The sequence below is a fragment of the Phenylobacterium sp. genome, assembly GCF_041916435.1.
Lineage (GTDB): Bacteria > Pseudomonadota > Alphaproteobacteria > Caulobacterales > Caulobacteraceae > Phenylobacterium.
Genome location: NZ_JAYRZM010000005.1, coordinates 132890 through 154656, shown reverse-complemented (window position 1 = coordinate 154656; position 21767 = coordinate 132890). Strand labels below are relative to the sequence as shown.

Below are 21767 nucleotides of genomic sequence, written 5' to 3'. Positions count from 1 at the left end.
AAACGTATTAGTTTCTCAGAAAGTTCCTCATTTGTTCTTGATCCGGCCCGCCGATCATGCTGGGGTTGTGGATATCTCCAGGGATTGAGCGGGGGCGGGGAATGGTCGCGCGCATCGTCACGGTCGCCTTCGAAGGCGTCGAGGCGCGGCGCGTGGACGTGGAGGTGCAGCTCACCGGCGGCGCGGTGACCTTCATGGTCGTCGGCCTGGGCGACAAGGCCGTGGCCGAGAGCCGCGAGCGGGTGCGCGCGGCCTTCGCGGGCCTCGGTCTGGCCCTGCCCGGCCGGCGGATCATCGCCAATCTCGCCCCGGCCGACCTGCCCAAGGAGGGCAGCCACTACGACCTGCCCATCGCCCTCGCCCTGATGGCCTCCATGGGCGTGATCCCCGCCGACGCGCTCGACGGCTGGGCCGCCGTCGGCGAGCTGTCGCTGGACGGCCGCATCGTCCAGGTCGCCGGCGCCCTGCCGGCCGCCATGGCCGCCGGTGCGCAAGGCCTGGGATTGATCTGCCCGCAGGCGTGCGGGCCGGAGGCGGCCTGGGCCGGCGACACGCGCGTCCTGGCCGCGCCCTCGCTGATCTCCCTGGTGAACCACTTCCGCGGCAGCCAGATCCTGTCGGCGCCCAGGCCCGGCCCCATGCTGGAGGGCGAGGCCGCGCCCGACCTGCGCGACGTCAAGGGCCAGGAGCACGCCAAGCGCGCCCTGGAGATCGCCGCGGCCGGCGGCCACAATCTGTTGTTCCGCGGCCCGCCGGGCTCGGGCAAGTCGATGATGGCCGCGCGCCTGCCGGGCCTGTTGCCGCCGCTCTCGCCGGAGGAGCTGCTGGAGACTTCCATGGTCCATTCGGTGGCCGGCCTGATCGCCAAGGGCGCGCTCACCCGCGCCCGGCCGTTCCGCAACCCGCACCATTCGGCCAGCATGGCCGCGCTCACCGGCGGCGGGCTGAAGGCCAAGCCCGGCGAGGTGAGCCTGGCGCACAACGGCGTCCTCTTCCTCGACGAGCTGCCCGAATTCAGCGCCCAGGCGCTGGATTCCCTGCGCCAGCCGCTGGAGACGGGCGAGGTGATGGTGGCCAGGGCCAACGCCCACGTGCGCTATCCCGCCCGCTTCCAGCTCGTCGCCGCCATGAACCCCTGCCGCTGCGGCTCCGGCGGCCTGGGCAAGGGCGCCTGCGGGCGCGCCCCGCGCTGCCAGGCCGACTACCAGCGCCGCGTCTCCGGCCCGTTCATGGATCGGATCGACCTGATCGTGGACGTGCCGCCCGTCACCGCCGCCGACCTGGCCCTGCCCGCCCCGGCCGAGGGCACGGCCGAGGCCGCCGCCCGGGTCGCCGCAGCCCGCGCCTTGCAGGCCGCGCGCGCCGGGGTCGCGGGAGCCTCCCAACTCCTCAACGCCCCGCTCCTCAACGCTCAAGTCTCCGGCGAGGCGCTGGAGCGCGCCTGCGCCATGGATGGCCCCGCCAGCACGCTCCTCGCCCGCGCCGCCGAGGCCGGCGGCCTGACCGCCCGCGGTTGGACCCGCACCCTGCGCCTGTCGCGCACCATCGCCGACCTGGAGGGCGCCGAGGCCGTCCGCCGGGTGCACGTGGCCGAGGCCCTGGCCTACCGCCAGGCCGGTGCGGAGCTGGAACGGGCCTAGGCGGGCGCGCCTTGCGAAATCTCGCCGCGACTGACGCAGCGGCGCCGCGCTAGGCTCCTCTCCGACAAGGAAAAGCCAAAGGGGGAAACCATGGCCCAAGACCTGGAGCTGGCCGGCAAGACGGCCTTCGTCGCCGGCGGATCGAGCGGCATCAACCTCGGTATCGCCAAGCGCTTCGCCGCCGCCGGCGCCAAGGTGGCCCTGATCAGCCGCAGCCCGGAAAAGATCGAGGCCGCCGCCAAGGAGGTCTCCAGCTTCGGTCAGCCCGCCATCGGCATGGCCGCCGACGTGCGCGACTACGCCGCCGTGGAGGCCGCCCTGAAGCGGGCGCACGACGAGCTCGGCCCCATCGACATCGTGCTCTCCGGCGCGGCGGGCAACTTCGTCGCGCCGGCGCTGGGAATGAGCGCCAACGGCTTCAAGACGGTGGTCGACATCGACCTGATCGGCACCTTCAACGTGCTGCGCGCCTCGTTCCAGTTCCTGCGGCGGCCCGGCGCGAGCCTGATCTCCATCACCGCCGGCCAGGCCGAGCGCGCCAGCCTCTACCAGGCCCACGTCTGCGCGGCGAAGGCCGGAATCAACATGCTGACGAAGTGCCTGGCGCTGGAATGGGGGCCGGGCGGGGTGCGGGTGAACGCGATCTCGCCGGGGCCGATCGCCGACACCGAGGGCATGGCGCGCCTGGCCCCGACGGCGGAGGCCGAAGCCCGCGTGACGGGCCGCAACCCCCTGCGCCGCTACGGCCAGAAGGACGAGATCGCCGACATGGCCATCTTCCTGTCCACCGATAAGGCCGCCTATGTGAACGGCGCGATCATCCCCGTGGACGGCGGCAGCGGCTGCGGCGACGCCAGTGGCGACGCCCTGGGCGATTTCGCGCCGGTCAGCAGCTGACCGGCGGCGTCAGGCCGCCAGGCCGCTTAGCCGGTCCATCTCGGCCAGTATGATGGCCATGGCCCGGTGGGGGGCCACGTCGTCCTCGCCGTAGTCGCCGTCGTGGAGGATGCGGGCCAGACGGTCGCGGGCGCGGGAGACGCGGCTCTTCACCGTGCCCACCGCCGCGCCGGTGATCTGCGCGGCCTCGTCATAGGACAGGCCGCCCGCGCCGATCAGGATCAGCGCCTCGCGCTGGTCGTCGGGCAGCATGGCCAGCGCCCGGCGCACCTCGTCCAGCGCCAGGCCCCCGTCGGGGTTGCTGACCGCGATCAGCGTGCGCTCGGCCACCTCCGGATCCAGGTCCTGGCGGCGCCAGGCGCGGCGGCGCTCGGAATAGAACTGGTTCCTCAGGATCATGAAGACCCAGGCCTTCATGTTGGTGCCGGGGGTGTAGCTGTCCCGGTGGCTCCAGGCCTTGAGCAGGGCGTCCTGGGCCAGGTCGTCGGCTTCCGCCGGGTTGTGGGAGAGTGAGCGGGCGAAGGCCCGCATGCTGGGAATCAGGCCGGTGAGTTCGGTCTTGAAGTCGTCGTCGTGCATTCCTGCCTCCGTCTTCGCTTCAACCCCCGAAACCGGCGCATGCGCTCAGCACGCCCCCCAAGCGCCGTGCTCGTGAACATTAACGGACAGCCAAGCTTCGCGTTCCGAAGAAAAGCGATTTGACCGCCCGTTAAGCCGCCGGCCCTAGGCTGCGGCCCATGGCCAGATCCGGATCATCCGCGCCGAAGGCGCCGAAAGCACGGCGGGTTCGTGGCGCAGCGCCCATCAGCCCCGAGGCCCTGGGCTCGCTGAGCCATGAGTTCCGCACGCCGCTCAACGGCATCCTCGGCATGGCGCGGGTGCTGGAAGGCACGCCGTTGTCGGCCGAGCAGCGCGCCTATGTGGCGGCCCTGCGCGACTCCGGCGAGCATTTGCTCAGTCTGGTCAACGACGTGCTGGATTTCGCCAAGCTGGGCGCCGGCAAGGTGGAGCTGCGCCTGGCTCCGGTGGACGTGGAAGCCCTGCTGCGCACGGTCTGCGAGCTGATGAGCCCCAGGGTGCGGGAAAAGGGGCTGGAGATCGCCTGGTCCGCGCCCGGCGACCTGGCGCCGATCCTGGCCGACGAGGGCCGGCTTCGCCAGATCCTGCTGAACTTCGCCGGCAACGCCGCCAAGTTCGCCGAGGAGGGCGGCGTGTTGATCCGCGCCGAGCGCACCGACGGCCAGCGCCTGCGCTTCACCGTGGAGGACACCGGCCCGGGCGTGTCCAAGGCCGCGCGCAAGACCATCTTCGAAGCCTTCGCCCAGGCCGACCAGGGCCACGAGACCCTGCAGGCCGGCGCCGGCCTGGGCCTGGCCATCAACCGCCAGCTCGCCCGCGCCATGAACGGCGAGGTGGGCGTGGGCGAGGCGCGCCTCTTGCCGGCTGGCGGCGCGGCCTTCTGGCTGGAGGCGCCGTTCGAGGCCGCGGGCGAGGCCCAGGCCGAGCAGCCGCTGAAGGGCGTGCGCGTCGGCATCGCCAGCCCGAGCTGCGTGGTGCGCGCCGGCGCGCGGGGCCAGGTCGAGGCCTGCGGCGGGCAGGCGGCGGAGGCGGCCGATCTGGCCGGCGCCGTGGCCGCCACCGGCGACGGCGACGTGGTGCTGGTCGACCAGGCCCTGGCCAAGGGCCGCCGCTACCTGACCCCGCCGGCGAACCGCCGGGCGATCATCCTGCTGGCGCCCGAGGAGCGCGGCCGCATCGCCCGCTACCGCAAGGCGGGTTTCGCCGGCTACCTGATCAAGCCGCTGCGGCGCGCGTCCCTGGCCGCGCGGGTGCTGGCCGATCCGGCCGAGGGGGTCGCCCCGGCCCAGGCGCACGACGACGAACGCGTGCGCGCCGCCACCGCGCCGGGCGCGCGGGTGCTGCTGGTGGAGGACAACCCGATCAACGCCCTGCTGGCCCGCACCCTCTTGACGCGGGAAGGCTGCGCGGTGGACCACGCCCGCGCCGGCGAGGAAGCCCTGGCGGCGGTGAAGGTGGGCGCCTACGACCTGATCCTGATGGACATGCGCATGCCGGGCCTGTCGGGGGTGGAGGCCTCCCGCCGGCTGCGGGCCGACGGGGTGACGACGCCGATCGTCGCGCTCACCGCGAACGCCTTCGAGGAGGACCGCCACGCCTGCCTCGCGGCGGGAATGGACGACTTCCTGGTCAAGCCGCTCTCGCCGGAAGCGCTGCGCTCGGTGCTCAGCCGGCGCCTCGACCGGGCCCGCTTTACGGCGCCCGCGGCGCGGGCCAAGGTCGGCTGATTCAAGGGGGCAGTGCCTCCGCCGAGCGAGGCCCGCCGTGACGTCCGACGCCGAAGACCGAGAGCCCGGAACGCCCAAGGCGGGAACCCTGGGCGCCCTGACGGTCTTCCTGGAGCGCCGCGCCCTGGTGATGCTGGGGCTGGGCTTCGCCAGCGGCCTGCCGAACCTCTTGATCTTCGACACCCTGTCGGCCTGGCTGCGCGACGCGGGCCTGTCGCTGGAGGTGATCGGCTTCTTCAGCCTGGCGACCCTGGCCTACTCCTTCAAGTTCCTGTGGGCGCCGCTGGTGGACCGGGCGAAGATCCCCGGGCTCACCGCATGGCTCGGCCACCGGCGTTCCTGGATGCTGGTCTGCCAGGCGCTGATCATCGTCGGCCTCTGGCTGGTCGCTGGCGGCGATCCCAAGGCCAACCTTGGGCTGATGGCCCTCTTCGCGGTGTTCGTCGGCTTCTCCTCGGCCACCCAGGACATCGTGGTCGACGCCTGGCGGATCGAGGCCGCGCCCGACGCCAAGCAGGGCGCCATGGCCGCGGCCTACCAGTGGGGCTACCGCATCGCGATGATCGTGGCCGGCGCCGCGCCCCTGGTGCTCGCCGAGGCCTTCGACTGGAACTTCTCCTATGCGGTGATGGCCTGCCTGATGGCGATCGGCGTGGCCGCCGTGCTGGCCGCCCCGCGCGAGGCCGCCCACGCCGTGCGGCCGATCCACGCCGAGGGCGTCGCCGCGCGGCCGGCCACGGAGATTCCCGAGTGGCTGATCCGCCTGACCCTTTTCGTCCTGGGCGCGCTGATCCTGGGTTCGGGCCTGGCGGGCAATGCGAGCCTCCTGGCCGGCGGCCTGTCGGCGATCGGCCAGGGCGCGGCCGGCGAGGCGCTCGCCGCGGCCTGGACGGCCAAGCCCTGGGGCGTCTTCTGGCAACTGGCCGGCGTGGCGCTCGGCGGCGTGGTGATCGCCCTGGCGGCCCGCCCCGCGCCGGGCCTGCGCACCCGTCCGGGCATCTATCTCGCTGCGGCGCTGGGCGATCCCCTGAAGGACTTCTTCGCCCGCTACCACAAGGCCGCGGGCCTGATCCTGGCGCTGGTCTGCCTCTATCGGCTGAGCGACTTCGTGCTCAACATCATGAACCCGTTCTACCTGGACCTCGGCTTCACCAAGACCGAGATCGCCGAAGTGCGGAAGGTGTTCGGCGTGATCATGTCCATGGCCGGCGTGTTCGCCGGCGGCTACGCGGTGGCGCGGCTCGGCCTGATCCGCGCCCTGGTGATCGGCGCCTTCGCCGGGCCGCTGTCGAACCTGGTGTTCGCCTGGCTGGCGGCCCAGGGCCCGCAGATTTCGGCCCTGTTCGTGGCCATCGGCGTGGACAACATCGCCTCCGGCTACGCGGGCACCTGCCTGATCGCCTACATGTCCAGCCTGACCAGCGAGGGCTTCACCGCCACGCAGTACGCCCTGTTCTCCTCGCTCTATTCCCTGCCGGGCAAGCTCCTGGCCTCGCAGTCGGGCCGCATCGTCGAGGCCGCCGCGGCCTCGGCCCAGGCGGGCGGTTCGGCGGCGGCGCTGAAGGGCCTGTTCGCCCATACCCCGCCGGACGCCTTCGCCGGCGCGGTGGCCAAGTCCGGCGTGTCCGCCGCGGCGCTGGGCGCGGGCTATGTCGCCTTCTTCTTCTATTCGGCGGCGATCGGGGCGATCGGCATCGTCCTGGCGTTCGCCGTGGCCCTGCGCCAGCCCAAGACGGACGCCGCCGAGGCGGCCTAGGCGCTCAGGCAGACCACCTCGGCCACCCGCAGGTCGCGCCGCAGGGTGTCGGCCACGCGGCCGTAGTTGTCCGGCGTGATCGCCTCGCCCACCGCGAAGCTCGACGGATGGCGGCCCGACGCCTGCAGCGCCGCGCGCAGGGTCTCCGGCACGGTGGTGTAGATGCGTCCGCGCCGGGGGCTTTCGGCGATGGTCACCCCGATCACCCGGCCGGCCTTGTCCAGCGCCGGCGCGCCGGAAAGCCCGGCCAAGGTGCCCTTCAATCCGTCCGTGCGGCCGGATTCGGCCCAGACCAGCACCGGCTCGGAGCGCGCGCCGCGGCCGTGCACCACCAGGTTCTCACGGCCCAGCAGGCGGGAGGTGGCCTCGCCCGGCCGGCCCTGGGGGAAGCCGGGGTGAAAGGCGCGGTCGCCGCGCCGCAGGATGCGGTCCAGCCCCAGCGGCAGGGCGGGCGCGCCGCCCTCGGTGGTCAGGATGGCCGCCTCGCCGCGCGGATCGACATGCACCTCGGCGGCCACGCCCTGGCCTTCGCCGACGACGATGGCGGTCCGCTGACAGCCTTCCACCACGTGGCGCGCGGTCACCCACACCCCCTTGTCGGAGATGGAGAAGGCGGTGCCGACGCCCGGCTCGGTCTTTTCGGGCACATCGACCACCACCGCCGGATCGAACGGCGAGGCCGGGCCGAGCGGCGCGCCCTCGACCTCCAGGGTGGGCGGCGGCGCCTCGGGGGCGTCGGCGTTCTCCTGGCGGCCGATGGCGGCGATCACCAGGGCGCAGACCACCGCGCCGTAGACCAGCCAGTCGGGAAGCCTGGGAAAATGCATGGCTCAGCCGGCGACGGCGGCCGCCAGGATGATCGCCGTGGCCAGCTTGGCGCCCACCAGCAGCGCGGCGGCGGCGACCTCGCCCTCCTGGATGCGCTGGGGCAGCCCGCGCAGGACCAGGTCGACCAGCCGGAACACCAGGAGCTGCACCACCACCGTCGAGACGCCCCAAAGGGCGATGTCCGCCAGGGAGGTCGACGCGTTCATCGACACCGCCAGCGGCAGGGACAGCCCCACCAGCACCCCGCCCAGCGACACCGCCGCGGCGGCGTTGCCCTCGCGGATCAGGGTGATCTCCTTATGCGGGGTCAGCATCACATAGAGCGCCGCGCCGGCGATCAGGATCAGCACCGTCACCGCCGCGTGCAGCAGGGTGAGGGGGAAACCCGTGGCGAAGGCCTGGATTTCCGGCGACTGAAGCTGTTCGGGCATTGGGCGGGGTGCTCGCGTGTGTAAGGGACTCTACTCGGCCGCCGCCGCCCGCCGTCGGGCGCTGGCGCGAAGCTTCTCGCTCTCGGACTTGAGCTGGCCGCAGGCGGCCAGGATGTCGCGCCCGCGCGGCGTGCGGATCGGCGAGGCGTAGCCGGCGCGGTTCAGCACCGCGGCGAAGGCCTCGATCGTTCCCCAGTCGGAGCACTCGTAGGCGCTGCCCGGCCAGGGATTGAACGGGATCAGGTTGATCTTCGACGGGATGCCCTTGAGCAGACGCACCAGCGCCTTCGCCTCGGCCGGGCTGTCGTTGACGCCTTTCAGCATCACGTACTCGAAGGTCACCCGCTTGGCGTTGCCCAGGCCCGGATAGCCGCGAATGCCCGCCATCAGCTCTTCGATCGGGTATTTCTTGTTCAGCGGCACCAGCTTCTCGCGAAGCTCGTCATTGGTGGCGTGCAGGCTGATGGCCAGCATGGCCTGGGTGCGCTCGCCCAGCGCCTTCAGCTCGGGAACCACGCCGGAGGTCGAGACCGTGATCCGCCGCCGCGAGATGGCGATGCCTTCGTTGTCGGCGATGATGTCGATGGCGTCGGCGACGTTGTCGAGATTGTAGAGCGGCTCGCCCATGCCCATGAAGACGATGTTGGAAAGCCGGCGGTCCTCCTTGGGCGAGGGCCATTCGCCGAGGTCGTCGCGGGCCACCTGCACCTGGGCGACGATCTCGGCCGCGGTAAGGTTGCGCACCAGGGCCTGGGTGCCGGTGTGGCAGAAGGTGCAGTTGAGCGTGCAGCCCACCTGGCTGGAGACGCATAGCGCGCCCGAGCGGCCGACGTCGGGGATGTAGACCGTCTCCACCTCGATGCCCGGCGCCATGCGGATCAGCCACTTGCGGGTGCCGTCCTTGGACACCTGGCGCTCGACCACCTCGGGCCGCGCCAGGGTGAACTTTTCGGCCAGCGCCGCGCGGGTCTCCTTGGCGACGTCGGTCATGGCGGCGAAGTCGGTGACGCCATAGTGGTGGATCCAGCGCCAGAGCTGGCTCGCGCGCATCCGCGCCTTGTCCGGGCGCACCACCTCGGCGGCCACCAGCGCATCGGCCAGCGCCTTGCGGGTGAGGCCCGAAAGGTTGGGAAGCACGGGCGCGGCCGAAGCCGCTGTGCGCGAAAGGTCCAGCGTGACGCCCAAGGAAATCCCCGTCGACGGAAGGCGCGGAATATAGGGCGAACGGCCCTAGGCTCCAAATGAGGCCGATCAGCCCGCCTCCAGGGCCTCCAGGCCGCCGCGGGCGGAGGCGGCGAGGGCGCGCGCGACCACGGACGCCGGGCAGGACGCGCGCCCCGCCAGCCAGGCCGAAAGCAGGGCCATCTGGCCCGCCGCGATCTGGGCGGCGACAAGCGGCGCGGGGGCGAGGAGGCGCTGTCCGGACAGCCGCGCCTCGATCTGCTCGGCCAGGGCGGCGGTGATGATCCTCGCCGTGGGGCCGTTGAAAAGGACGGCGCCGATCCGGCGGTTCTCCCAGAAGTGCTCGATCACCTCGACGAGCCGGGCCTCGTCATGGGGCTCGGTGACGGCGTCGGCGAGAATGGCGAAGGGGCCGGCGAGTCCCTCGCGCAGCAGCTCGTCCTTGCCCTCGTAGTGCTCGTAGAAGGTGGAGCGGCCGACGCCGGCCCGCTCGACGATGTCGGCCACGCGGATCTGGTCGTAGCGGCGGTCGAGCACCAGGTGGACGAAGGCGTCGAACAGGGCCGCCTTGGTGCGCCGCACCCGCCGATCCTCCATGGCGAGTTCGCTCATCGGCTCCTCCTTTCCGGACATCCGGCTTTCCGGACATCTGACGCCGATCGTCCGCTATCGGACGGCGCGCCCGCCCATGTCCGGCAAGTCCCGCGCGCGCTCCGCTAGACCCTAGCCCAAGGGCGGACGCCGGCGAAGCGCGCCCGCCGCCTCAGGAGCCGATCGCCATGCACGAACAGTCCCGCCTCAAGCCGCGCCATCCGCACAGCCACATGTGGCTGATGGGCCTTGTCGGCCTGGCGGCGGGCCTGGCGCTGATGGTCTATGCGCCGACGCTTAAGGGGGTCTCGACCTCGCTTCTGCTGTTCGCCGGCTTCCATGTGGTCGGCGGCCTGGTGCTCTTGACGACGCTCTGGGTGACGGCGCTGCGCGGGCCGGTGCGCCGCTGGACCCACGCGGCCGAGCGCCAGGCCAAGGGCTACGACTTCGGCTGGGGGCCGGGCTGGATGAACGGTCTCGGCGTCGCGGCCCTGGCGGCCTTGGCCGCCGCCGTGGCGGTCGAGGTCTCCGCGCCGGCCCTCTGGCCGCTCGCTTTCCTGCTGGTGGCGGCGGGCGTGGTCTTCGTCGTCGGCAACCTGGTGATGCGCGGCTTTCGCCGGCTCGACCATGTGGTGCTGCCGATGGTGGACCTGTTGCGCTCCGACCGGGACGTGGTGCTGGACGCCGGCTGCGGCTCGGGGCGCACCACCATCGCGCTGTCGCGCGTCCTGAAGGACGGTCACGTGATCGCCGTCGACCGCTTCGACGCCGGCTATATCGACGAGGGCGGCCGCCGCCTCCTGGAGCGGAACCTGGCGCTGGCCGGCCTGACCGACAAGGTGAGCATCGAGACCGCCGACCTGACCGCCCTGCCGTTCGCCGCAGCCGACTTCGACGCCGCCGTCTCCACCCACGTCTACGACCACCTGGGCCGCGACAAGCAAGCGGGCCTTGCGGAGATGTTCCGCGTGCTGAAGCCGGGCGCGCGCTTCCTGATGGGCGTGCGGACGCCGGGCTGGAGCATGTTCGCCGTCGGCTCGGTGCTGTCGTTCCTCCTGACGTCCAAGGTGGCCTGGCGGCGGATGGCGGCCGGCGCCGGCTTCGCCGTGATCGACGAGGGCGCCTTCAACGGGACCTGGTTCGTGCTGCTGGAAAAGCCCGACGCTACGTAGCAAGCACACCAAAGATGTGGCTTTCAATGCCACACCTACGTGTAGATGTCGTGTCATCGGAAACGGCGAAGCGTAACGTGAGTACTAGGTGGCCTCGTTGTGTTTCTTGGTGTAGTGATTTTGAACAATTGGCGGGCCGTTGGGGTCAATGTTAGGCGTCCAATAGTAGACTATTCCGAATCGGGTCTCATGTACTTCTTCGAAAATATCTTCGTACGTCACAACGCCCCAAACGACGAAAGCGCGTGGTGCGGCGGACATGGTCGGAATCACGTCCTGATCAGGAATGAAATCCTGAAGCGTCACGTGCCCAGTGACATTTTGTTGAGAGTTAAGTGTGGCTGCACCTCGAAATTCGCACCCATCCAAGGGGAATCGAAAATCTGGATTGGCGCCAACATCGATCACGGCGCAAGATGCACGGTACTGCAGTTTGTGGGCCGGGGTGGCGCCGGTGTTGAGGAAGAGTGGGCGCCCTTCGAACCGAATGTTGCGGTTTCGGTCTTGAAAGAGTGCCGTTCCGCCTAGCACGGTGACATACGCTCTCATCTGCTGAGCAGTGCGCTGCTTCAACATTTCGAAATTTTCGCGAACTACTTCGACGCTGGCGCTCATAGCGTCGGCGACACGCCCCATCTCGACAGCACCGCTCCGCGATGCCTCGGCTGCCTCAGTGGCCGCCTTCAGTTGCGATTCGAATCTAGCCGCTTGTTCAGCAGTTTCATTCCGCGTGTCCTCTAAGGCTTCATGAGCGGCGTTGGCGCTCCGCTCGGCCTCTCGCCAAGCCAACCGCGCATAAAAGACGGTATAGCCGACACCGCCGAGGCCCAAGAGGCTCGCGACGAGCTGACCGAGAGCTATATAGAGCGCCGTATCGGCAGAAGCGGCGGTCCTTGCAGCAATATATGTGTCCTGCTTGCAGGGTTTGGAGCCACTACAATCGGGTGCGGATACTGGATAGCCACGCTGGGCGAGCGCAATCCGAGTGGCTCCGAGATTCCAAATCCACGCGCTTCCGGCGAAGAGAATGGCGGCGGCGGCGAGAAGACTTAATCCTCTAGCCGCAGCGGTCTGATGCCTATTGCTACCAGACATTGGATCAGAAAAGCCCCAGTGAGTCCGCGCCGGCTGATCTTGTTACGCAAATTGGCCTCTGTCTCGCCTATTCCAAGCGTCGCTACGCCGCGATGGACCAAGCGTCCGTGCAGATAGCTGAACCCCTCTGGCCCACTAGTGGCGGCGATACGGCGGGTTTCGCGCCACCGCGGCAATAGGCACCAAGCTCACCATCGATGCGAGCGCCGCTCGCGTCTCTTCGGTGGACACCACCTCATAATTTATGATTCTATCCACATGCGGGTGGCGCTCGCCGCTCAGTCAACTATCCGACGTCGGGTTCAGCGAGACGGATAGCGACGGCAGTGGGAAACGACAGTTTCCCTACGGCCAAACCGGAAGCGGACATAGGAGCAAACGCTCACCGCTTTCGGCCACGAACAAGCAACACGCATAGTGTCACCTCCTTTTCCGTGGGTTCGCCAGGGCAAGCCCCTGGCGGCTCCGGGGCACCCCATGCGCCCCGCGTGCCATTCAGGGCTTCGGAGTGCAGGAGCCGGAAAAAGAAAGCGACGAGCGCCACCGTTGTTAATGCGACACCTTGAACTGAATCGTCAAAATAAAAATTGATCCCCCCAGAATTTCTTTAAATCTAAAGACATGTACATATCTTTATGTGGTCAGACGCCACAGCTTCGCTGTGACTCCTTCGAGGGATTTCGGCGACCAACCATTTGGCTTTAAGCCTAGAGCGACCTCGATGTGTTTGTCGAAATGCACAATCATGCGAGCGGCGCTCGCATCAAGGTTGCGAGTTGCAATTACCTAGTTGATAACATCCAAGCGCGCTAGCAGCCCGTCGGCGGCTCTCAGTGCAGCTAGCACGTCTCGCGCATCTCACATCAGAATGCCGTGTACAGGCGTCGGCCGACCTAGTTATGAGCTAGGCTCAAATGGTAGAACTTAGTGCTCCGGGGAGGCAAGTAGCTTACCATAGCATCGAGAGCGCGTTGAATTTCTTCATCGCTATAATGATTTCCTGATGCTTTTCAATAAGACCGACCACCGTATTTGAGCGATCTCGCCTGGAAATCATTTCCGACACCACAACGCTACGTCGCCATATCCCACGCGCAAAGCATCACATCCGGTGACGACGGCCCAGCCCTAGGTCTGCTTGCTACATGCTGCTGGAGAAGCCCGCGGCGTGAAGGCGGCTGGTCATATCCTCCCCAGGGGGATAGGATTTAGACGCTGACGCCCCTGGAGGCCGCATGACCCCCCTCGCCGACCTGATCGCCCAAGGGGCTGGGCACGCCTGGCTGTTCATTCCGAGCGCGATCCTCCTGGGCGCCCTGCATGGCCTGGAGCCCGGCCATTCCAAGACGATGATGGCGGCCTTCATCATCGCCGTGCGCGGCACGGTGCGGCAGGCGGTGCTGCTGGGCCTGAGCGCCACGGTCTCGCACACCCTGATCGTTTGGGCGATCGCCCTGGGCGGCATGACCCTGTGGCGCGGCTTCGATTCGGAGATCGCCGAGCCCTATTTCCAGATGGCGTCCGGGGCGGTGATCGTCGTCATGGCCCTGTGGATGCTGTGGCGCACGCGCCGCGACCAGACGCTGGCGGCCATCGCCGAGCACGACCATCACCACGGTCACGGCCATCACCACGGCCATGATCACGGGCGCGGCCACCACCATCCGCATGCGGGCCGCGTCGACACCGGCCACGGCGTGCTGCGGCTGGAGATCTTCGAGGACGGCGTTCCCCCGCGCTTTCGCCTGTTCGCCGAGCGGGGCCGGCCGTGGCCCGCCGCCGACGTGAGCCTTGAGACGGAGCGGCCGGACGGCGCGCGCGAGGCCTATGGCTTCGTGCAGAAGGACGGCTTCCTGGAATCGGCCGAGGAAATCCCCGAGCCGCACGCCTTCATCGCCCGCCTGTCGCTGGCGCACGGCGGCCACGCGCACCGCTATGATGTCGCCTTCGTCGAGCCCGGCGAGACGGGCGCGCACGATCCCATCCACGAGGAGCTGAAGGGCCTGGACCTGGCCGCCGGCGGCTACCAGGACGCCCACGAGCTGGCCCACGCCGACGACATCCGCCGCCGCTTCGCCGGCCGCGAGGTGACCACCGGCCAGATCGTGGTGTTCGGCCTGACCGGCGGGCTGATCCCGTGCCCCGGCGCCATCACCGTGCTGCTGCTCTGCCTGCAACTGAAGAAGATCGCGCTCGGCGCGACCCTGGTTCTGTGCTTCTCGGTGGGCCTGGCCCTGACCCTGGTGGCCTCCGGCGTGGTCGCCGCCCTCAGCGTCAAGCAGGTCGCCAAGCGCTGGAGCGGGTTCGGCGAGGTGGTGCGCAAGGCGCCCTACCTCTCCGGCGCGGTGATCCTGGCGATCGGCGTCTATGTGGCGGCGAGCGGCTGGCTGGCCTTGAACGGGCCGCTATAGTCGGGCGAGCCGAGATGGAGCGCCGATGAGCCACACCGACAACAAGGACCTGCTGAACCGGCTCAAGCGCGCCCAGGGCCACCTGGCCACCATCGTCAAGATGGTGGAGGACAACCGCGACGGCCTGGAGATCGCCCAGCAGATGCAGGCCGTGGTCGGCGCCCTGGAGAAGGCCAAGACGGCGCTGGTCAGCGACCACATCGAGCATCACCTGGAGGCGGTGATCGGCCCGCTCTCGCGCGAGGCCCGCGCCGAACTGGCGCGGCTGGCCGAGATCGCCAAGTACCTCTGAAGGCCGCGCCAGGGCTCCCGGCGCTCGATCAAACAAATGTTCGTCCGCGGCCTTCCGCCGGGCCGGCCGCTGGGCTAGCGTCGCGCCGAATTTGCGATTGAGAGGCGGGAGGCCCCCAATGAAGGCGTTGCTGAGCAAACAGGTCGGCGGTCCGGAGACCCTGGTTCTGGAAGACCTGCCGAGCCCCAAGGCCGGCAAGGGCTTCGCGGTGGTCTCGGTCAAGGCCGTGGGCGTCAACTACCCCGACGTCCTGATCATCGAGGACAAGTACCAGTTCAAGCCCGAGCGGCCGTTCAGCCCCGGCGGCGAGTTCGCCGGCGTGGTCAAGGAAGTCGGCGAGGGCGTGACCAATGTGAAGCCCGGCGACCGGGTGCTGGGCAACGCCGGCTGGGGCGGCATGGCCGAGGAGCTGGCGGTCGAGGCCGGCCGCCTGCAGAAGATCCCGGACGCCATGCCGTTCGACGAGGCGGCCGCCTTCATCATGACCTACGGCACCTCGTACCACGCCCTGAAGGAACGGGCCGACATCCAGCCGGCCGAGAGCCTCCTGGTGCTGGGCGCGGCCGGGGGCGTCGGCCTCGCCGCCGTCGAGCTCGGCAAGGCGATGGGCGCCAAGGTGATCGCCGCCGCCTCCAGCCAGGAAAAGGTGGATTTGGCCCTCAAGCACGGCGCCGAGTCCGGCGTCGTCTATCCCAAGGGCCCCTTCGACAAGGACGGCCAGAAGGCCCTGGCCGAGATGTTCAAGACCGCCTGCGGGCCCAAGGGCGTGGACGTGATCTACGATGGGGTGGGCGGCGACTACGCCGAGCCGGCCTTCCGCTCCATCGCCTGGGAGGGCCGCTACCTGGTGGTCGGTTTCCCGGCCGGCATTCCGAAGATCCCGCTGAACCTGCCGCTCTTGAAGGGCGCGGACATCGTCGGCGTCTTCTGGGGCGCGGCGGTGAGCCGCGATCCGGCCCAGCACCAGCAGAACGTCAAGGAGCTGTTCGAGCTGCACGCGGCCGGCAAGATCAAGCCCTACGTCTCCGAACGCTTCCCGCTGGCCCGCGCCGGCGAGGCGATCACCCACCTCGCCAGCCGCAAGGCCATGGGCAAGGTGGTGGTGACGGTCGACTAGGCTGAAAAGGCGGACCAGGCGCCCCTCGACGAGCGCCGAGTCCACCGCTACTGATCGGCGTTCACATAGATAGCGGCGGGGAGGCCGGCATGGCGGGGCGTCTGGACGGCAAGGTGGCGGTGATCACGGGCGGGTGCTCGGGGATCGGCCTGGGCACGGTGGAGCTGTTCGTGGCGGAGGGGGCCCAGGTGGTCGCCGCCGACATCCAGGACGAGAAGGGCGCGATCCTCGAAAAGCGCTTCCCGGGCCAAGTGGTCTACGCCCACTGCGACGTCACCAGCGAAGCCGACATCGAAGGCGCGCTCAAGAAGGCCAAGTCCGAGTTCGGCGGCCTCGACATCCTGTTCAACAACGCCGGCATCTCCGACCGCATGACCTCGATCGCCGAGGTGACCGTCGAAGGCTGGGACTGGATCTACTCGATCCTGGTGCGCGGCCCGGCGCTGGGCATGAAGCACGCCGCCCCGCTGATGATCGAGCGCGGCGGCGGCTCCATCATCAACACCGCCTCCATCGCCGGGCTGCAGGCCGGCTTCGGGCCGATCGCCTATTCCAGCGCCAAGGCCGCGGTGATCCACATGAGCCGGGTGGCCGCCGCCCAGCTCTCGCCGCAGAAGATCCGCGTCAACGCCATCTGCCCGGGCCTGATCGCCACCTCGATCTTCGGCGCCTCGTTCGGCGCGACCCGCGAGATGGCCGACCAGATGGCCGCCCGCGTGGCCGAGCTGGGCGCCACCGTCCAGCCCGTGCCCAAGGCCGGCCTGCCGGACGACATCGCCCAGGCCGCCCTGTACCTGGCCTCGGACATGTCCGCCTTCGTCTCGGGCACGCACCTGGTGGTCGACGGCGGCATCACCGTGGGCGGCCGTCACGCCTGGGATCAGAGCCAGACGAGCCCCTTCGCCACGATCCTCGGGCTGGACGAAATGCCGACGGCGCAGGGGTGAGCGAGCCGAAGCCGCCCACCATCGTCGAGCCGCCGGCGCACCCCGCCGGCATGGCGCCGAACGTTCACGGCGCCTTGTGGATGCTCGCCTCGGCGGTGGGCTTCACGGTGATGACGACGCTTATCAAGTACCTGGGCGCCGACTATTCGGCGGCGCTGCAGACCTTCTACCGGCAGGTGGCGGGCTTCGTGGTGCTCATGCCGTTCATCCTCGCCCGCGGCCGGGGGGCGTTCCACACCACGCGGCCGGGCATCCTGATCTTCCGCGCCAGCGCCGGCACGCTGGGCATGATCCTGTCGTTCTACGCCTTCCAGAAGATGCCGCTGGCCGACGCCAACGCCCTGTCGTTCACCCGCACCCTCTGGCTCGTGCCGCTGGCGGCGTTCGTGGTGCGCGAACACGTGGGCCCGCTACGCATCGGCGCCGCGGTCGTGGGGTTCCTGGGCGTGCTCCTGATGATCCGGCCGGGCGCGGGGGGTAGCTTCGCCATTGGCCTGCCGGCGGGGGCCATGCTGGCCTCTTCGTTCCTGTTCGCCCTGACCGTCACCGGCATGAAGGTGATGACCCGCGACCACAGCCCGATGGTGCTCTTGGTCTGGTCGGCGACGCTCGGCCTCTTCTTCGCCTTGCCGGGCGCCTTCCTGGACTGGCGCTGGCCCGCGCCCGTGGACCTGGTGCTCCTGTGCCTGATGGGCGTGATGGGGACCATCACCCAGGGCTGCTACATCAAGGGCATGTCGATCGGCGACGCCGGCGCCATGGCGCCGATCGACTACATCCGCCTGGTGTTCACCACGGCGGCGGGCTTCTTCCTGTTCCATGAGGTCCCCGGCGCCTGGACCCTGGCCGGGGCGGGGGTGGTGGTGGTCTCGACCCTGTTCATCACCTGGCGCGAACAGCAGCTCGCCCGGCGGCCGGCGTCAGCCGCGGCCTAGTCTTCTTCCGCCAGCCGCGCCAGCATCTCCTGGGCGGCCTCCTTGTGCCGCGGCTTCACGTGCTTGCCGACCAGCGCCAGCATGGCGGCGAAGACGGCCGCGTCGTCGGTGAAGCCGACGAAGGTGAGCACGTCGGGGATCGCGTCTGTGGGCAGGACGAAATAGGCCAGCGCCGCCAGCATCAGGCCCTTGGCCGTCGTCGGCGTGGCCGGATCGCGCGCGCAGTACCACACCGACAGGGCGTCGGCGGCGAAGGGGATCCTGGCGGCCGTCTTGCGGATCTTCGGCCAGAAGCCGCGGGCCACGCGCCGTTCGTTGACCCGCACGACCGCCGGAACCAGGGCGCGCGACGGGTCCAGCGCCTCGCGCCCATCAAATCCGCCGTCGTTGACGTGGGGTGACGCTTTTGAGTCCGCGGTCATCAGGCTAAAGCCATGCTCCTCAACTAGATCTCATTTAACTCCATTGGGAGGCGAAGCGTCCATGGAACTGAATTCTTCTATCTCCGCCGTGGTCACGGGCGGGGCCTCCGGCCTCGGTGAAGCCACCGCCCGCGCCCTGGCCGCCCATGGCGTCAAGGTGGCCATCTTCGACATGAACGAGGCCAAGGGCGAAGCCGTCGCCAAAGAGTTGGGCGGCGTGTTCTGCAAATGCAACGTCACCTCCGAGGAAGACGTCGACGCGGCCTTCGCCAAGGCCCGCGCGGCCATCGGCCAGGAGCGCATCCTGGTGAACTGCGCCGGCACCGGCAACGCCATCAAGACCGCCAGCCGCGACAAGCAGACCGGCGAGATCAAGCACTTCCCGCTCGACGCCTTCAACCTGATCATCCAGATCAACCTGGTCGGCACCTTCCGCTGCATCGCCAAGTCGGCGGCCGGCATGCTGACCCTGGACCCGCTGCCGGACGGCGATCGCGGCGCCATCGTCAACACCGCCTCGGTGGCGGCCGAGGACGGCCAGATCGGCCAGGCCGCCTATTCGGCGTCCAAGGGCGGCGTGGTCGGCATGACCCTGCCGATCGCCCGCGACCTGTCCAACGACGGCATCCGCGTGAACACCATCCTGCCGGGCATCTTCAACACCCCGCTGCTGGCCGCCGCGCCGGAAGCGGTGAAGGCCGCCCTGGGCGCGCAGGTGCCGCACCCCAAGCGCCTGGGCAATCCGAACGAATACGCCCAGCTCGCGCTGACCATGATCACCAACGGCTACTTCAACGGCGAGGACGTGCGCCTCGACGGCGCCATCCGCATGGCGCCGCGGTAGACGTCTCCCTGTCGTCGTCATGGCCGGGACAAGCCCGGCCATGACGAGACTCGGACCGCGCCGTTTCTAGCGGCTGCTCTTCTTCAGGCTGCCCAGGACGCCGCGGATCAGTTCGCGGCCCACGGTCGTGCCGATGGTCCGCACCATGGAGATGGCGAAGGCTTCCCCCGCCGTCTGGCGGCTCGAGCGACGGGCCGGCGCGCGGGACGGGGGCAGGCGCTCTGAACGCCGAGCCTCGCGCTCGCGCGCGGCCTCCTCGGCGGCGGCCTCCTTGTCGGCCTTGGCCTGGGCCGCGGCCGCCTCCTTGGCGTCGGCGGCCTTCTCGGCGCGGGCCTTGAGCAGCTCGAAGGCCGATTCCCGGTCCTTGGCCTGGTCGTAGAGCCCCTTCACCGGACTGGCCGCCATCACCGCGGCGCGCTCGCCCGGCAGGATCGGCCCCATGCGCGAGACCGGCGGGCGCACCAGGGTCTTCTGCACCACCGTCGGCGCGCCCTTGGCGTCCAGCACCGAAACCAGCGCCTCGCCCACGCCCAGCCCCTGGATCGCCTCGCCGGTGTCGAAGGCCGGGTTGGGGCGGAAGCTGTCGGCCGCCGCGCGCAGGCCGCGCTGCTCGGTCGGGGTGTAGGCGCGCAGGGCGTGCTGGATGCGGTTGCCGAGCTGGCTCAGCACCGTGTCGGGAATGTCGGCCGGGTTCTGCGTCACGAAGTAGACGCCCACGCCCTTGGAGCGGATCAGCCGCACCACCTGCTCGACCTTTTCCAGGAGGCTCTTGGGCGCGTCGCGGAAGAGCAGGTGCGCCTCGTCGAAGAAGAAGGCCAGCCGCGGCTTGTCCGGGTCGCCCACCTCCGGCAGCTCCTCGAAGAGCTCGCTCATCATCCAGAGCAGGAAGGTGGCGTAGAGCCGCGGCGAGGCGATCAGCTTGTCGGCGGCCAGCACGCTTATGTAGCCGCGTCCCTGGGCGTCGGTCCGCATCATGTCCTTCAGGTCGAGCGCCGGCTCGCCGAAGATGTGGGCGCCGCCCTGGTCTTCCAGCACCAAGAGCTTGCGCTGGATGGTGGCCACCGTGGCCGGCGAGACGTTGCCGTAGCGCGCGCCGATGTCCTGGGCGTTCTCGCCCACATAGGTCAGGGCGGCCTGCAGGTCCTTCAGGTCCAGGAGCAGCAGGCGCTCGTCGTCGGCCACGCGGAAGGCGACGGTGAGCACGCCCTCCTGCACGTCGTTCAGCTCCAGCATCCGCGAGAGCAGCAGCGGGCCCATCTCCGAGACCGTGGCGCGGATCGGATGGCCCTCCTCGCCGAACAGGTCCCAGAAGATCACCGGGGCGGCGGACGGGGCGAGCGTCAGGCTCATCTTGTCGGCGCGCGCCTGGAACTTGTCGTTGAAGGGGCCGCCCGGCTGCGACACGCCCGACAGGTCGCCCTTCACGTCGGCCGCGAACACCGGAACGCCGGCGTCCGACAAGCCCTGGGCGAGGATCTGCAAGGTCACGGTCTTGCCGGTGCCGGTGGCGCCGGCCACCAGGCCATGGCGGTTGGCGCGGTCGAGCCGCAGGTATTCCAGTTGATCGGCCGCGCCGATCAGCACGCCATCGTCCGCCATGGATGACTCCTCTAATTCACCACGCCCGAGAAGCTAGCCGGGGCGGGCGCGCTCTTCCACCGGAAGAACGCTTTGCGATCCGTGGTCTAACGGCCTTCCGTTCGGCGAGCCTATGTGTTGAAGCTGGAAGGCCATGCGCCAGCCGCCCCGCCGCCGCCTGTTCGAAGATCGCCTGCCGGCGCCCGCCGCCGGGGTTCGGGCCGAGATTCCCGGCTTCGAGGGTGTGCGCCTGGGCGTCAGCGAGGCCGAGTCCTCGCTGTCCGCGGCGGCCGACCGCCTGGCCCTGCCGACCGACGACGCCGCGCCCGAGGCGTTCAACATCCTGGCGATTTCGGGCGGGGCGGCCGGCGGCGCCTACGGGGCCGGCGTGCTCACGGGCCTTTCCCGCGCCGGCGCCCGCCCGAAGTTCGCCATCGTCACGGGCGTGTCGACCGGCGCCCTGATCGCGCCCTTCGCCTTCCTGGGCCCGGAGTGGGACTACCGGCTCGCCCAGGCCTACACCGGCGGATACGCCGCCGAGGCGCTGAGCCTCAAGCGCCTGGCCCCGGCCTTCGGCGGCGGGCTGTTCGCGGCCGAGGCGCTGGAAAGCCTCATCGACCCCTTCGTGGACGAGGCGCTGCTCGCCGCCGTCGCGCGCGAGCACGCCGCCGGGCGGCGCCTGATCGTCTCCACCACCGACCTGGACCGGCAGACCGCCTGCATGTGGGACATGGGCGCGATCGCCTCGCGCGGGGGCGAGCAGGCGGCGGCCCTGTTCCGCGACGTGCTGATCGCGTCGGCCAGCCTGCCCGGCCTGTTCCCGCCGCGGCGTTTCTCCTGCGAGGCCGGCGGCGAGGCCTACGAGGAGATGCACGTGGACGGCGGCGTCTCCTCGCCGCTGTTCATCATGCCCGAGGCGCTGCTGCGCTGGCGCGACCTGGGCCGCCGCCTGGCGGGCGGCTGCATCTATGTGATCGTCAACACGGTGCTGGAGGAGGCGCCGCGCACCACCCACGCCAACCTGCCCTCGATCCTGGTGCGCAGCTTCGAGACCATGCTGCGCTACTCCTACCGTCAGGCCCTGGGCGTCGCGGCCGGCTTCTGCGCGGCCCACGCCCTGCCGATGAAGGTGGTGTCCATTCCCGACGCGCCGGAGAACGGGAGCATGCTCAACTTCGAGACCGATGCGATGCGCCGCATCTTCGACGAAGCCGCCGCGTTCGCCGGGCGGCAGGATCCATGGTCGACGCCCGCCTTGGGAGGGGAGTGAATTCGGCGGGCTCGAGCGGCCCGCCCGCAAAAAGCAGCCCTCTTCTTCGCAAT

At 69.8% G+C, this 21767-nt stretch carries 21 protein-coding genes; 12 read left to right on the top strand and 9 right to left on the bottom strand.

Annotation, left to right across the window (positions count from 1 at the left end; translation table 11 throughout):
• Positions 1-101 precede the first annotated feature (101 nt).
• Both ACE3TA_RS15025 and ACE3TA_RS15020 read left to right on the top strand, forming a co-directional pair.
• Positions 102-1640 carry a YifB family Mg chelatase-like AAA ATPase gene (locus ACE3TA_RS15025; protein ID WP_374575105.1) on the top strand — a complete coding sequence of 513 codons (1539 nt, stop codon included), beginning with the start codon at positions 102-104 and terminating at the stop codon, positions 1638-1640.
• Between the two features lie 90 nt (positions 1641-1730).
• Positions 1731-2537 carry an SDR family oxidoreductase gene (locus tag ACE3TA_RS15020; RefSeq protein ID WP_374575104.1) on the top strand — a complete coding sequence of 269 codons (807 nt, stop codon included), beginning with the start codon at positions 1731-1733 and terminating at the stop codon, positions 2535-2537.
• A gap of 9 nt (positions 2538-2546) precedes the next feature.
• On the opposite strand, the gene ACE3TA_RS15015 is transcribed toward ACE3TA_RS15020, so the two are convergent.
• Complete coding sequence (locus tag ACE3TA_RS15015; protein WP_374575103.1) at positions 2547-3116, bottom strand: sigma-70 family RNA polymerase sigma factor; 570 nt, start codon at positions 3114-3116, stop codon at positions 2547-2549.
• Positions 3117-3274: 158 nt separating this feature from the next.
• Here ACE3TA_RS15015 and ACE3TA_RS15010 point away from each other — a divergent pair, with 158 nt between their 5' ends.
• Both ACE3TA_RS15010 and ACE3TA_RS15005 read left to right on the top strand, forming a co-directional pair.
• Positions 3275-4843: a response regulator gene (locus ACE3TA_RS15010; protein ID WP_374575102.1), complete on the top strand. Its 1569-nt coding sequence runs from the start codon at positions 3275-3277 to the stop codon at positions 4841-4843.
• Positions 4844-4880: 37 nt separating this feature from the next.
• Positions 4881-6599 carry an MFS transporter gene (locus ACE3TA_RS15005; RefSeq protein WP_374575101.1) on the top strand — a complete coding sequence of 573 codons (1719 nt, stop codon included), beginning with the start codon at positions 4881-4883 and terminating at the stop codon, positions 6597-6599.
• Here the strand turns inward: ACE3TA_RS15005 and ACE3TA_RS15000 are convergent.
• The 4 genes from ACE3TA_RS15000 to ACE3TA_RS14985 all read right to left on the bottom strand — a co-directional run bounded on the left by ACE3TA_RS15000 (position 6596) and on the right by ACE3TA_RS14985 (position 9652).
• Positions 6596-7426: a serine protease gene (locus ACE3TA_RS15000; RefSeq protein ID WP_374575100.1), complete on the bottom strand. Its 831-nt coding sequence runs from the start codon at positions 7424-7426 to the stop codon at positions 6596-6598. The two genes, ACE3TA_RS15005 and ACE3TA_RS15000, sit on opposite strands and share 4 nt — an antisense overlap.
• Before the next feature lie 3 nt (positions 7427-7429).
• The gene (locus tag ACE3TA_RS14995; protein WP_374575099.1) at positions 7430-7858 is read right to left on the bottom strand and encodes a DUF350 domain-containing protein; all 429 of its coding nucleotides are present in this window, start codon (positions 7856-7858) and stop codon (positions 7430-7432) included.
• 30 nt (positions 7859-7888) lie between these two features.
• Positions 7889-9043: a 23S rRNA (adenine(2503)-C(2))-methyltransferase RlmN gene (gene rlmN / locus ACE3TA_RS14990; protein ID WP_374575098.1), complete on the bottom strand. Its 1155-nt coding sequence runs from the start codon at positions 9041-9043 to the stop codon at positions 7889-7891.
• Between the two features lie 66 nt (positions 9044-9109).
• Positions 9110-9652 (bottom strand): TetR/AcrR family transcriptional regulator, encoded by a 543-nt coding sequence (locus ACE3TA_RS14985; RefSeq protein ID WP_374575097.1) that lies wholly within the window; start codon positions 9650-9652, stop codon positions 9110-9112.
• A gap of 167 nt (positions 9653-9819) precedes the next feature.
• On the opposite strand from ACE3TA_RS14985, the gene ACE3TA_RS14980 reads away from it, so the two are divergent.
• Positions 9820-10803, top strand: coding sequence for a class I SAM-dependent methyltransferase (locus ACE3TA_RS14980; RefSeq protein ID WP_374575096.1), 984 nt, complete (start codon positions 9820-9822; stop codon positions 10801-10803).
• Between the two features lie 84 nt (positions 10804-10887).
• Here ACE3TA_RS14980 and ACE3TA_RS14975 read toward each other — a convergent pair whose 3' ends face one another.
• Positions 10888-11898, bottom strand: a complete 1011-nt coding sequence (locus ACE3TA_RS14975) for a hypothetical protein (protein ID WP_374575471.1) — start codon at positions 11896-11898, stop codon at positions 10888-10890.
• Complete coding sequence (locus ACE3TA_RS14970) at positions 11853-11999, bottom strand: DUF6471 domain-containing protein (protein WP_374575093.1); 147 nt, start codon at positions 11997-11999, stop codon at positions 11853-11855. Before ACE3TA_RS14970 ends, ACE3TA_RS14975 begins: the two co-directional genes overlap by 46 nt.
• Positions 12000-13133: 1134 nt before the next feature.
• On the opposite strand from ACE3TA_RS14970, the gene ACE3TA_RS14965 reads away from it, so the two are divergent.
• The 5 genes from ACE3TA_RS14965 (at position 13134) to ACE3TA_RS14945 (ending at position 17600) form a co-directional block, all read left to right on the top strand.
• Positions 13134-14309: a nickel/cobalt efflux transporter gene (locus tag ACE3TA_RS14965; RefSeq protein WP_374575091.1), complete on the top strand. Its 1176-nt coding sequence runs from the start codon at positions 13134-13136 to the stop codon at positions 14307-14309.
• Between the two features lie 25 nt (positions 14310-14334).
• On the top strand, positions 14335-14601 hold the full coding sequence (locus ACE3TA_RS14960) for a metal-sensing transcriptional repressor (RefSeq protein ID WP_374575089.1): 267 nt from the start codon (positions 14335-14337) through the stop codon (positions 14599-14601).
• 118 nt (positions 14602-14719) lie between these two features.
• Complete coding sequence (locus ACE3TA_RS14955; RefSeq protein ID WP_374575087.1) at positions 14720-15718, top strand: NADPH:quinone oxidoreductase family protein; 999 nt, start codon at positions 14720-14722, stop codon at positions 15716-15718.
• 89 nt (positions 15719-15807) lie between these two features.
• Entirely contained in the window at positions 15808-16665 is an 858-nt protein-coding gene (locus tag ACE3TA_RS14950; RefSeq protein ID WP_374575086.1) for an SDR family NAD(P)-dependent oxidoreductase, read from the top strand.
• An 80-nt stretch (positions 16666-16745) separates the two neighbouring features.
• Positions 16746-17600 (top strand): DMT family transporter, encoded by an 855-nt coding sequence (locus ACE3TA_RS14945; protein ID WP_374575462.1) that lies wholly within the window; start codon positions 16746-16748, stop codon positions 17598-17600.
• Here ACE3TA_RS14945 and ACE3TA_RS14940 read toward each other — a convergent pair.
• Entirely contained in the window at positions 17597-18022 is a 426-nt protein-coding gene (locus tag ACE3TA_RS14940) for a YkvA family protein (protein ID WP_374575084.1), read from the bottom strand. The genes ACE3TA_RS14945 and ACE3TA_RS14940 overlap by 4 nt on opposite strands.
• 61 nt (positions 18023-18083) lie before the next feature.
• On the opposite strand from ACE3TA_RS14940, the gene ACE3TA_RS14935 reads away from it, so the two are divergent.
• Positions 18084-18866, top strand: a complete 783-nt coding sequence (locus ACE3TA_RS14935; RefSeq protein ID WP_374575082.1) for an SDR family NAD(P)-dependent oxidoreductase — start codon at positions 18084-18086, stop codon at positions 18864-18866.
• A 66-nt stretch (positions 18867-18932) separates the two neighbouring features.
• Here ACE3TA_RS14935 and ACE3TA_RS14930 read toward each other — a convergent pair whose 3' ends face one another.
• Positions 18933-20465, bottom strand: a complete 1533-nt coding sequence (locus ACE3TA_RS14930) for a helicase HerA-like domain-containing protein (RefSeq protein ID WP_374575080.1) — start codon at positions 20463-20465, stop codon at positions 18933-18935.
• Between the two features lie 133 nt (positions 20466-20598).
• Between ACE3TA_RS14930 and ACE3TA_RS14925 the strand changes: the two genes are divergently transcribed.
• The gene (locus ACE3TA_RS14925) at positions 20599-21714 is read left to right on the top strand and encodes a patatin-like phospholipase family protein (RefSeq protein WP_374575078.1); all 1116 of its coding nucleotides are present in this window, start codon (positions 20599-20601) and stop codon (positions 21712-21714) included.
• The last annotated feature ends 53 nt before the right edge of the window (positions 21715-21767 follow it).

Bases quoted from the DNA above. Each gene is read 5' to 3' on its own strand.
- ACE3TA_RS14960 (WP_374575089.1), top strand. From the start codon at position 14,335: ATGAGCCACACCGACAACAAGGACCTGCTGAACCGGCTCAAGCGCGCC.
- ACE3TA_RS14930 (WP_374575080.1), bottom strand. From the start codon at position 20,465: ATGGCGGACGATGGCGTGCTGATCGGCGCGGCCGATCAACTGGAATAC.
- ACE3TA_RS15010 (WP_374575102.1), top strand. From the start codon at position 3,275: ATGGCCAGATCCGGATCATCCGCGCCGAAGGCGCCGAAAGCACGGCGG.
- ACE3TA_RS14985 (WP_374575097.1), bottom strand. From the start codon at position 9,652: ATGAGCGAACTCGCCATGGAGGATCGGCGGGTGCGGCGCACCAAGGCG.
- ACE3TA_RS14955 (WP_374575087.1), top strand. From the start codon at position 14,720: ATGAAGGCGTTGCTGAGCAAACAGGTCGGCGGTCCGGAGACCCTGGTT.
- ACE3TA_RS14945 (WP_374575462.1), top strand. From the start codon at position 16,746: ATGCTCGCCTCGGCGGTGGGCTTCACGGTGATGACGACGCTTATCAAG.
- ACE3TA_RS14925 (WP_374575078.1), top strand. From the start codon at position 20,599: ATGCGCCAGCCGCCCCGCCGCCGCCTGTTCGAAGATCGCCTGCCGGCG.
- ACE3TA_RS14950 (WP_374575086.1), top strand. From the start codon at position 15,808: ATGGCGGGGCGTCTGGACGGCAAGGTGGCGGTGATCACGGGCGGGTGC.
- ACE3TA_RS15000 (WP_374575100.1), bottom strand. From the start codon at position 7,426: ATGCATTTTCCCAGGCTTCCCGACTGGCTGGTCTACGGCGCGGTGGTC.
- ACE3TA_RS14965 (WP_374575091.1), top strand. From the start codon at position 13,134: ATGACCCCCCTCGCCGACCTGATCGCCCAAGGGGCTGGGCACGCCTGG.
- ACE3TA_RS15020 (WP_374575104.1), top strand. From the start codon at position 1,731: ATGGCCCAAGACCTGGAGCTGGCCGGCAAGACGGCCTTCGTCGCCGGC.
- ACE3TA_RS15025 (WP_374575105.1), top strand. From the start codon at position 102: ATGGTCGCGCGCATCGTCACGGTCGCCTTCGAAGGCGTCGAGGCGCGG.
- ACE3TA_RS15015 (WP_374575103.1), bottom strand. From the start codon at position 3,116: ATGCACGACGACGACTTCAAGACCGAACTCACCGGCCTGATTCCCAGC.
- ACE3TA_RS14980 (WP_374575096.1), top strand. From the start codon at position 9,820: ATGCACGAACAGTCCCGCCTCAAGCCGCGCCATCCGCACAGCCACATG.
- ACE3TA_RS14935 (WP_374575082.1), top strand. From the start codon at position 18,084: ATGGAACTGAATTCTTCTATCTCCGCCGTGGTCACGGGCGGGGCCTCC.
- ACE3TA_RS14940 (WP_374575084.1), bottom strand. From the start codon at position 18,022: ATGACCGCGGACTCAAAAGCGTCACCCCACGTCAACGACGGCGGATTT.
- ACE3TA_RS14995 (WP_374575099.1), bottom strand. From the start codon at position 7,858: ATGCCCGAACAGCTTCAGTCGCCGGAAATCCAGGCCTTCGCCACGGGT.
- ACE3TA_RS14975 (WP_374575471.1), bottom strand. From the start codon at position 11,898: ATGTCTGGTAGCAATAGGCATCAGACCGCTGCGGCTAGAGGATTAAGT.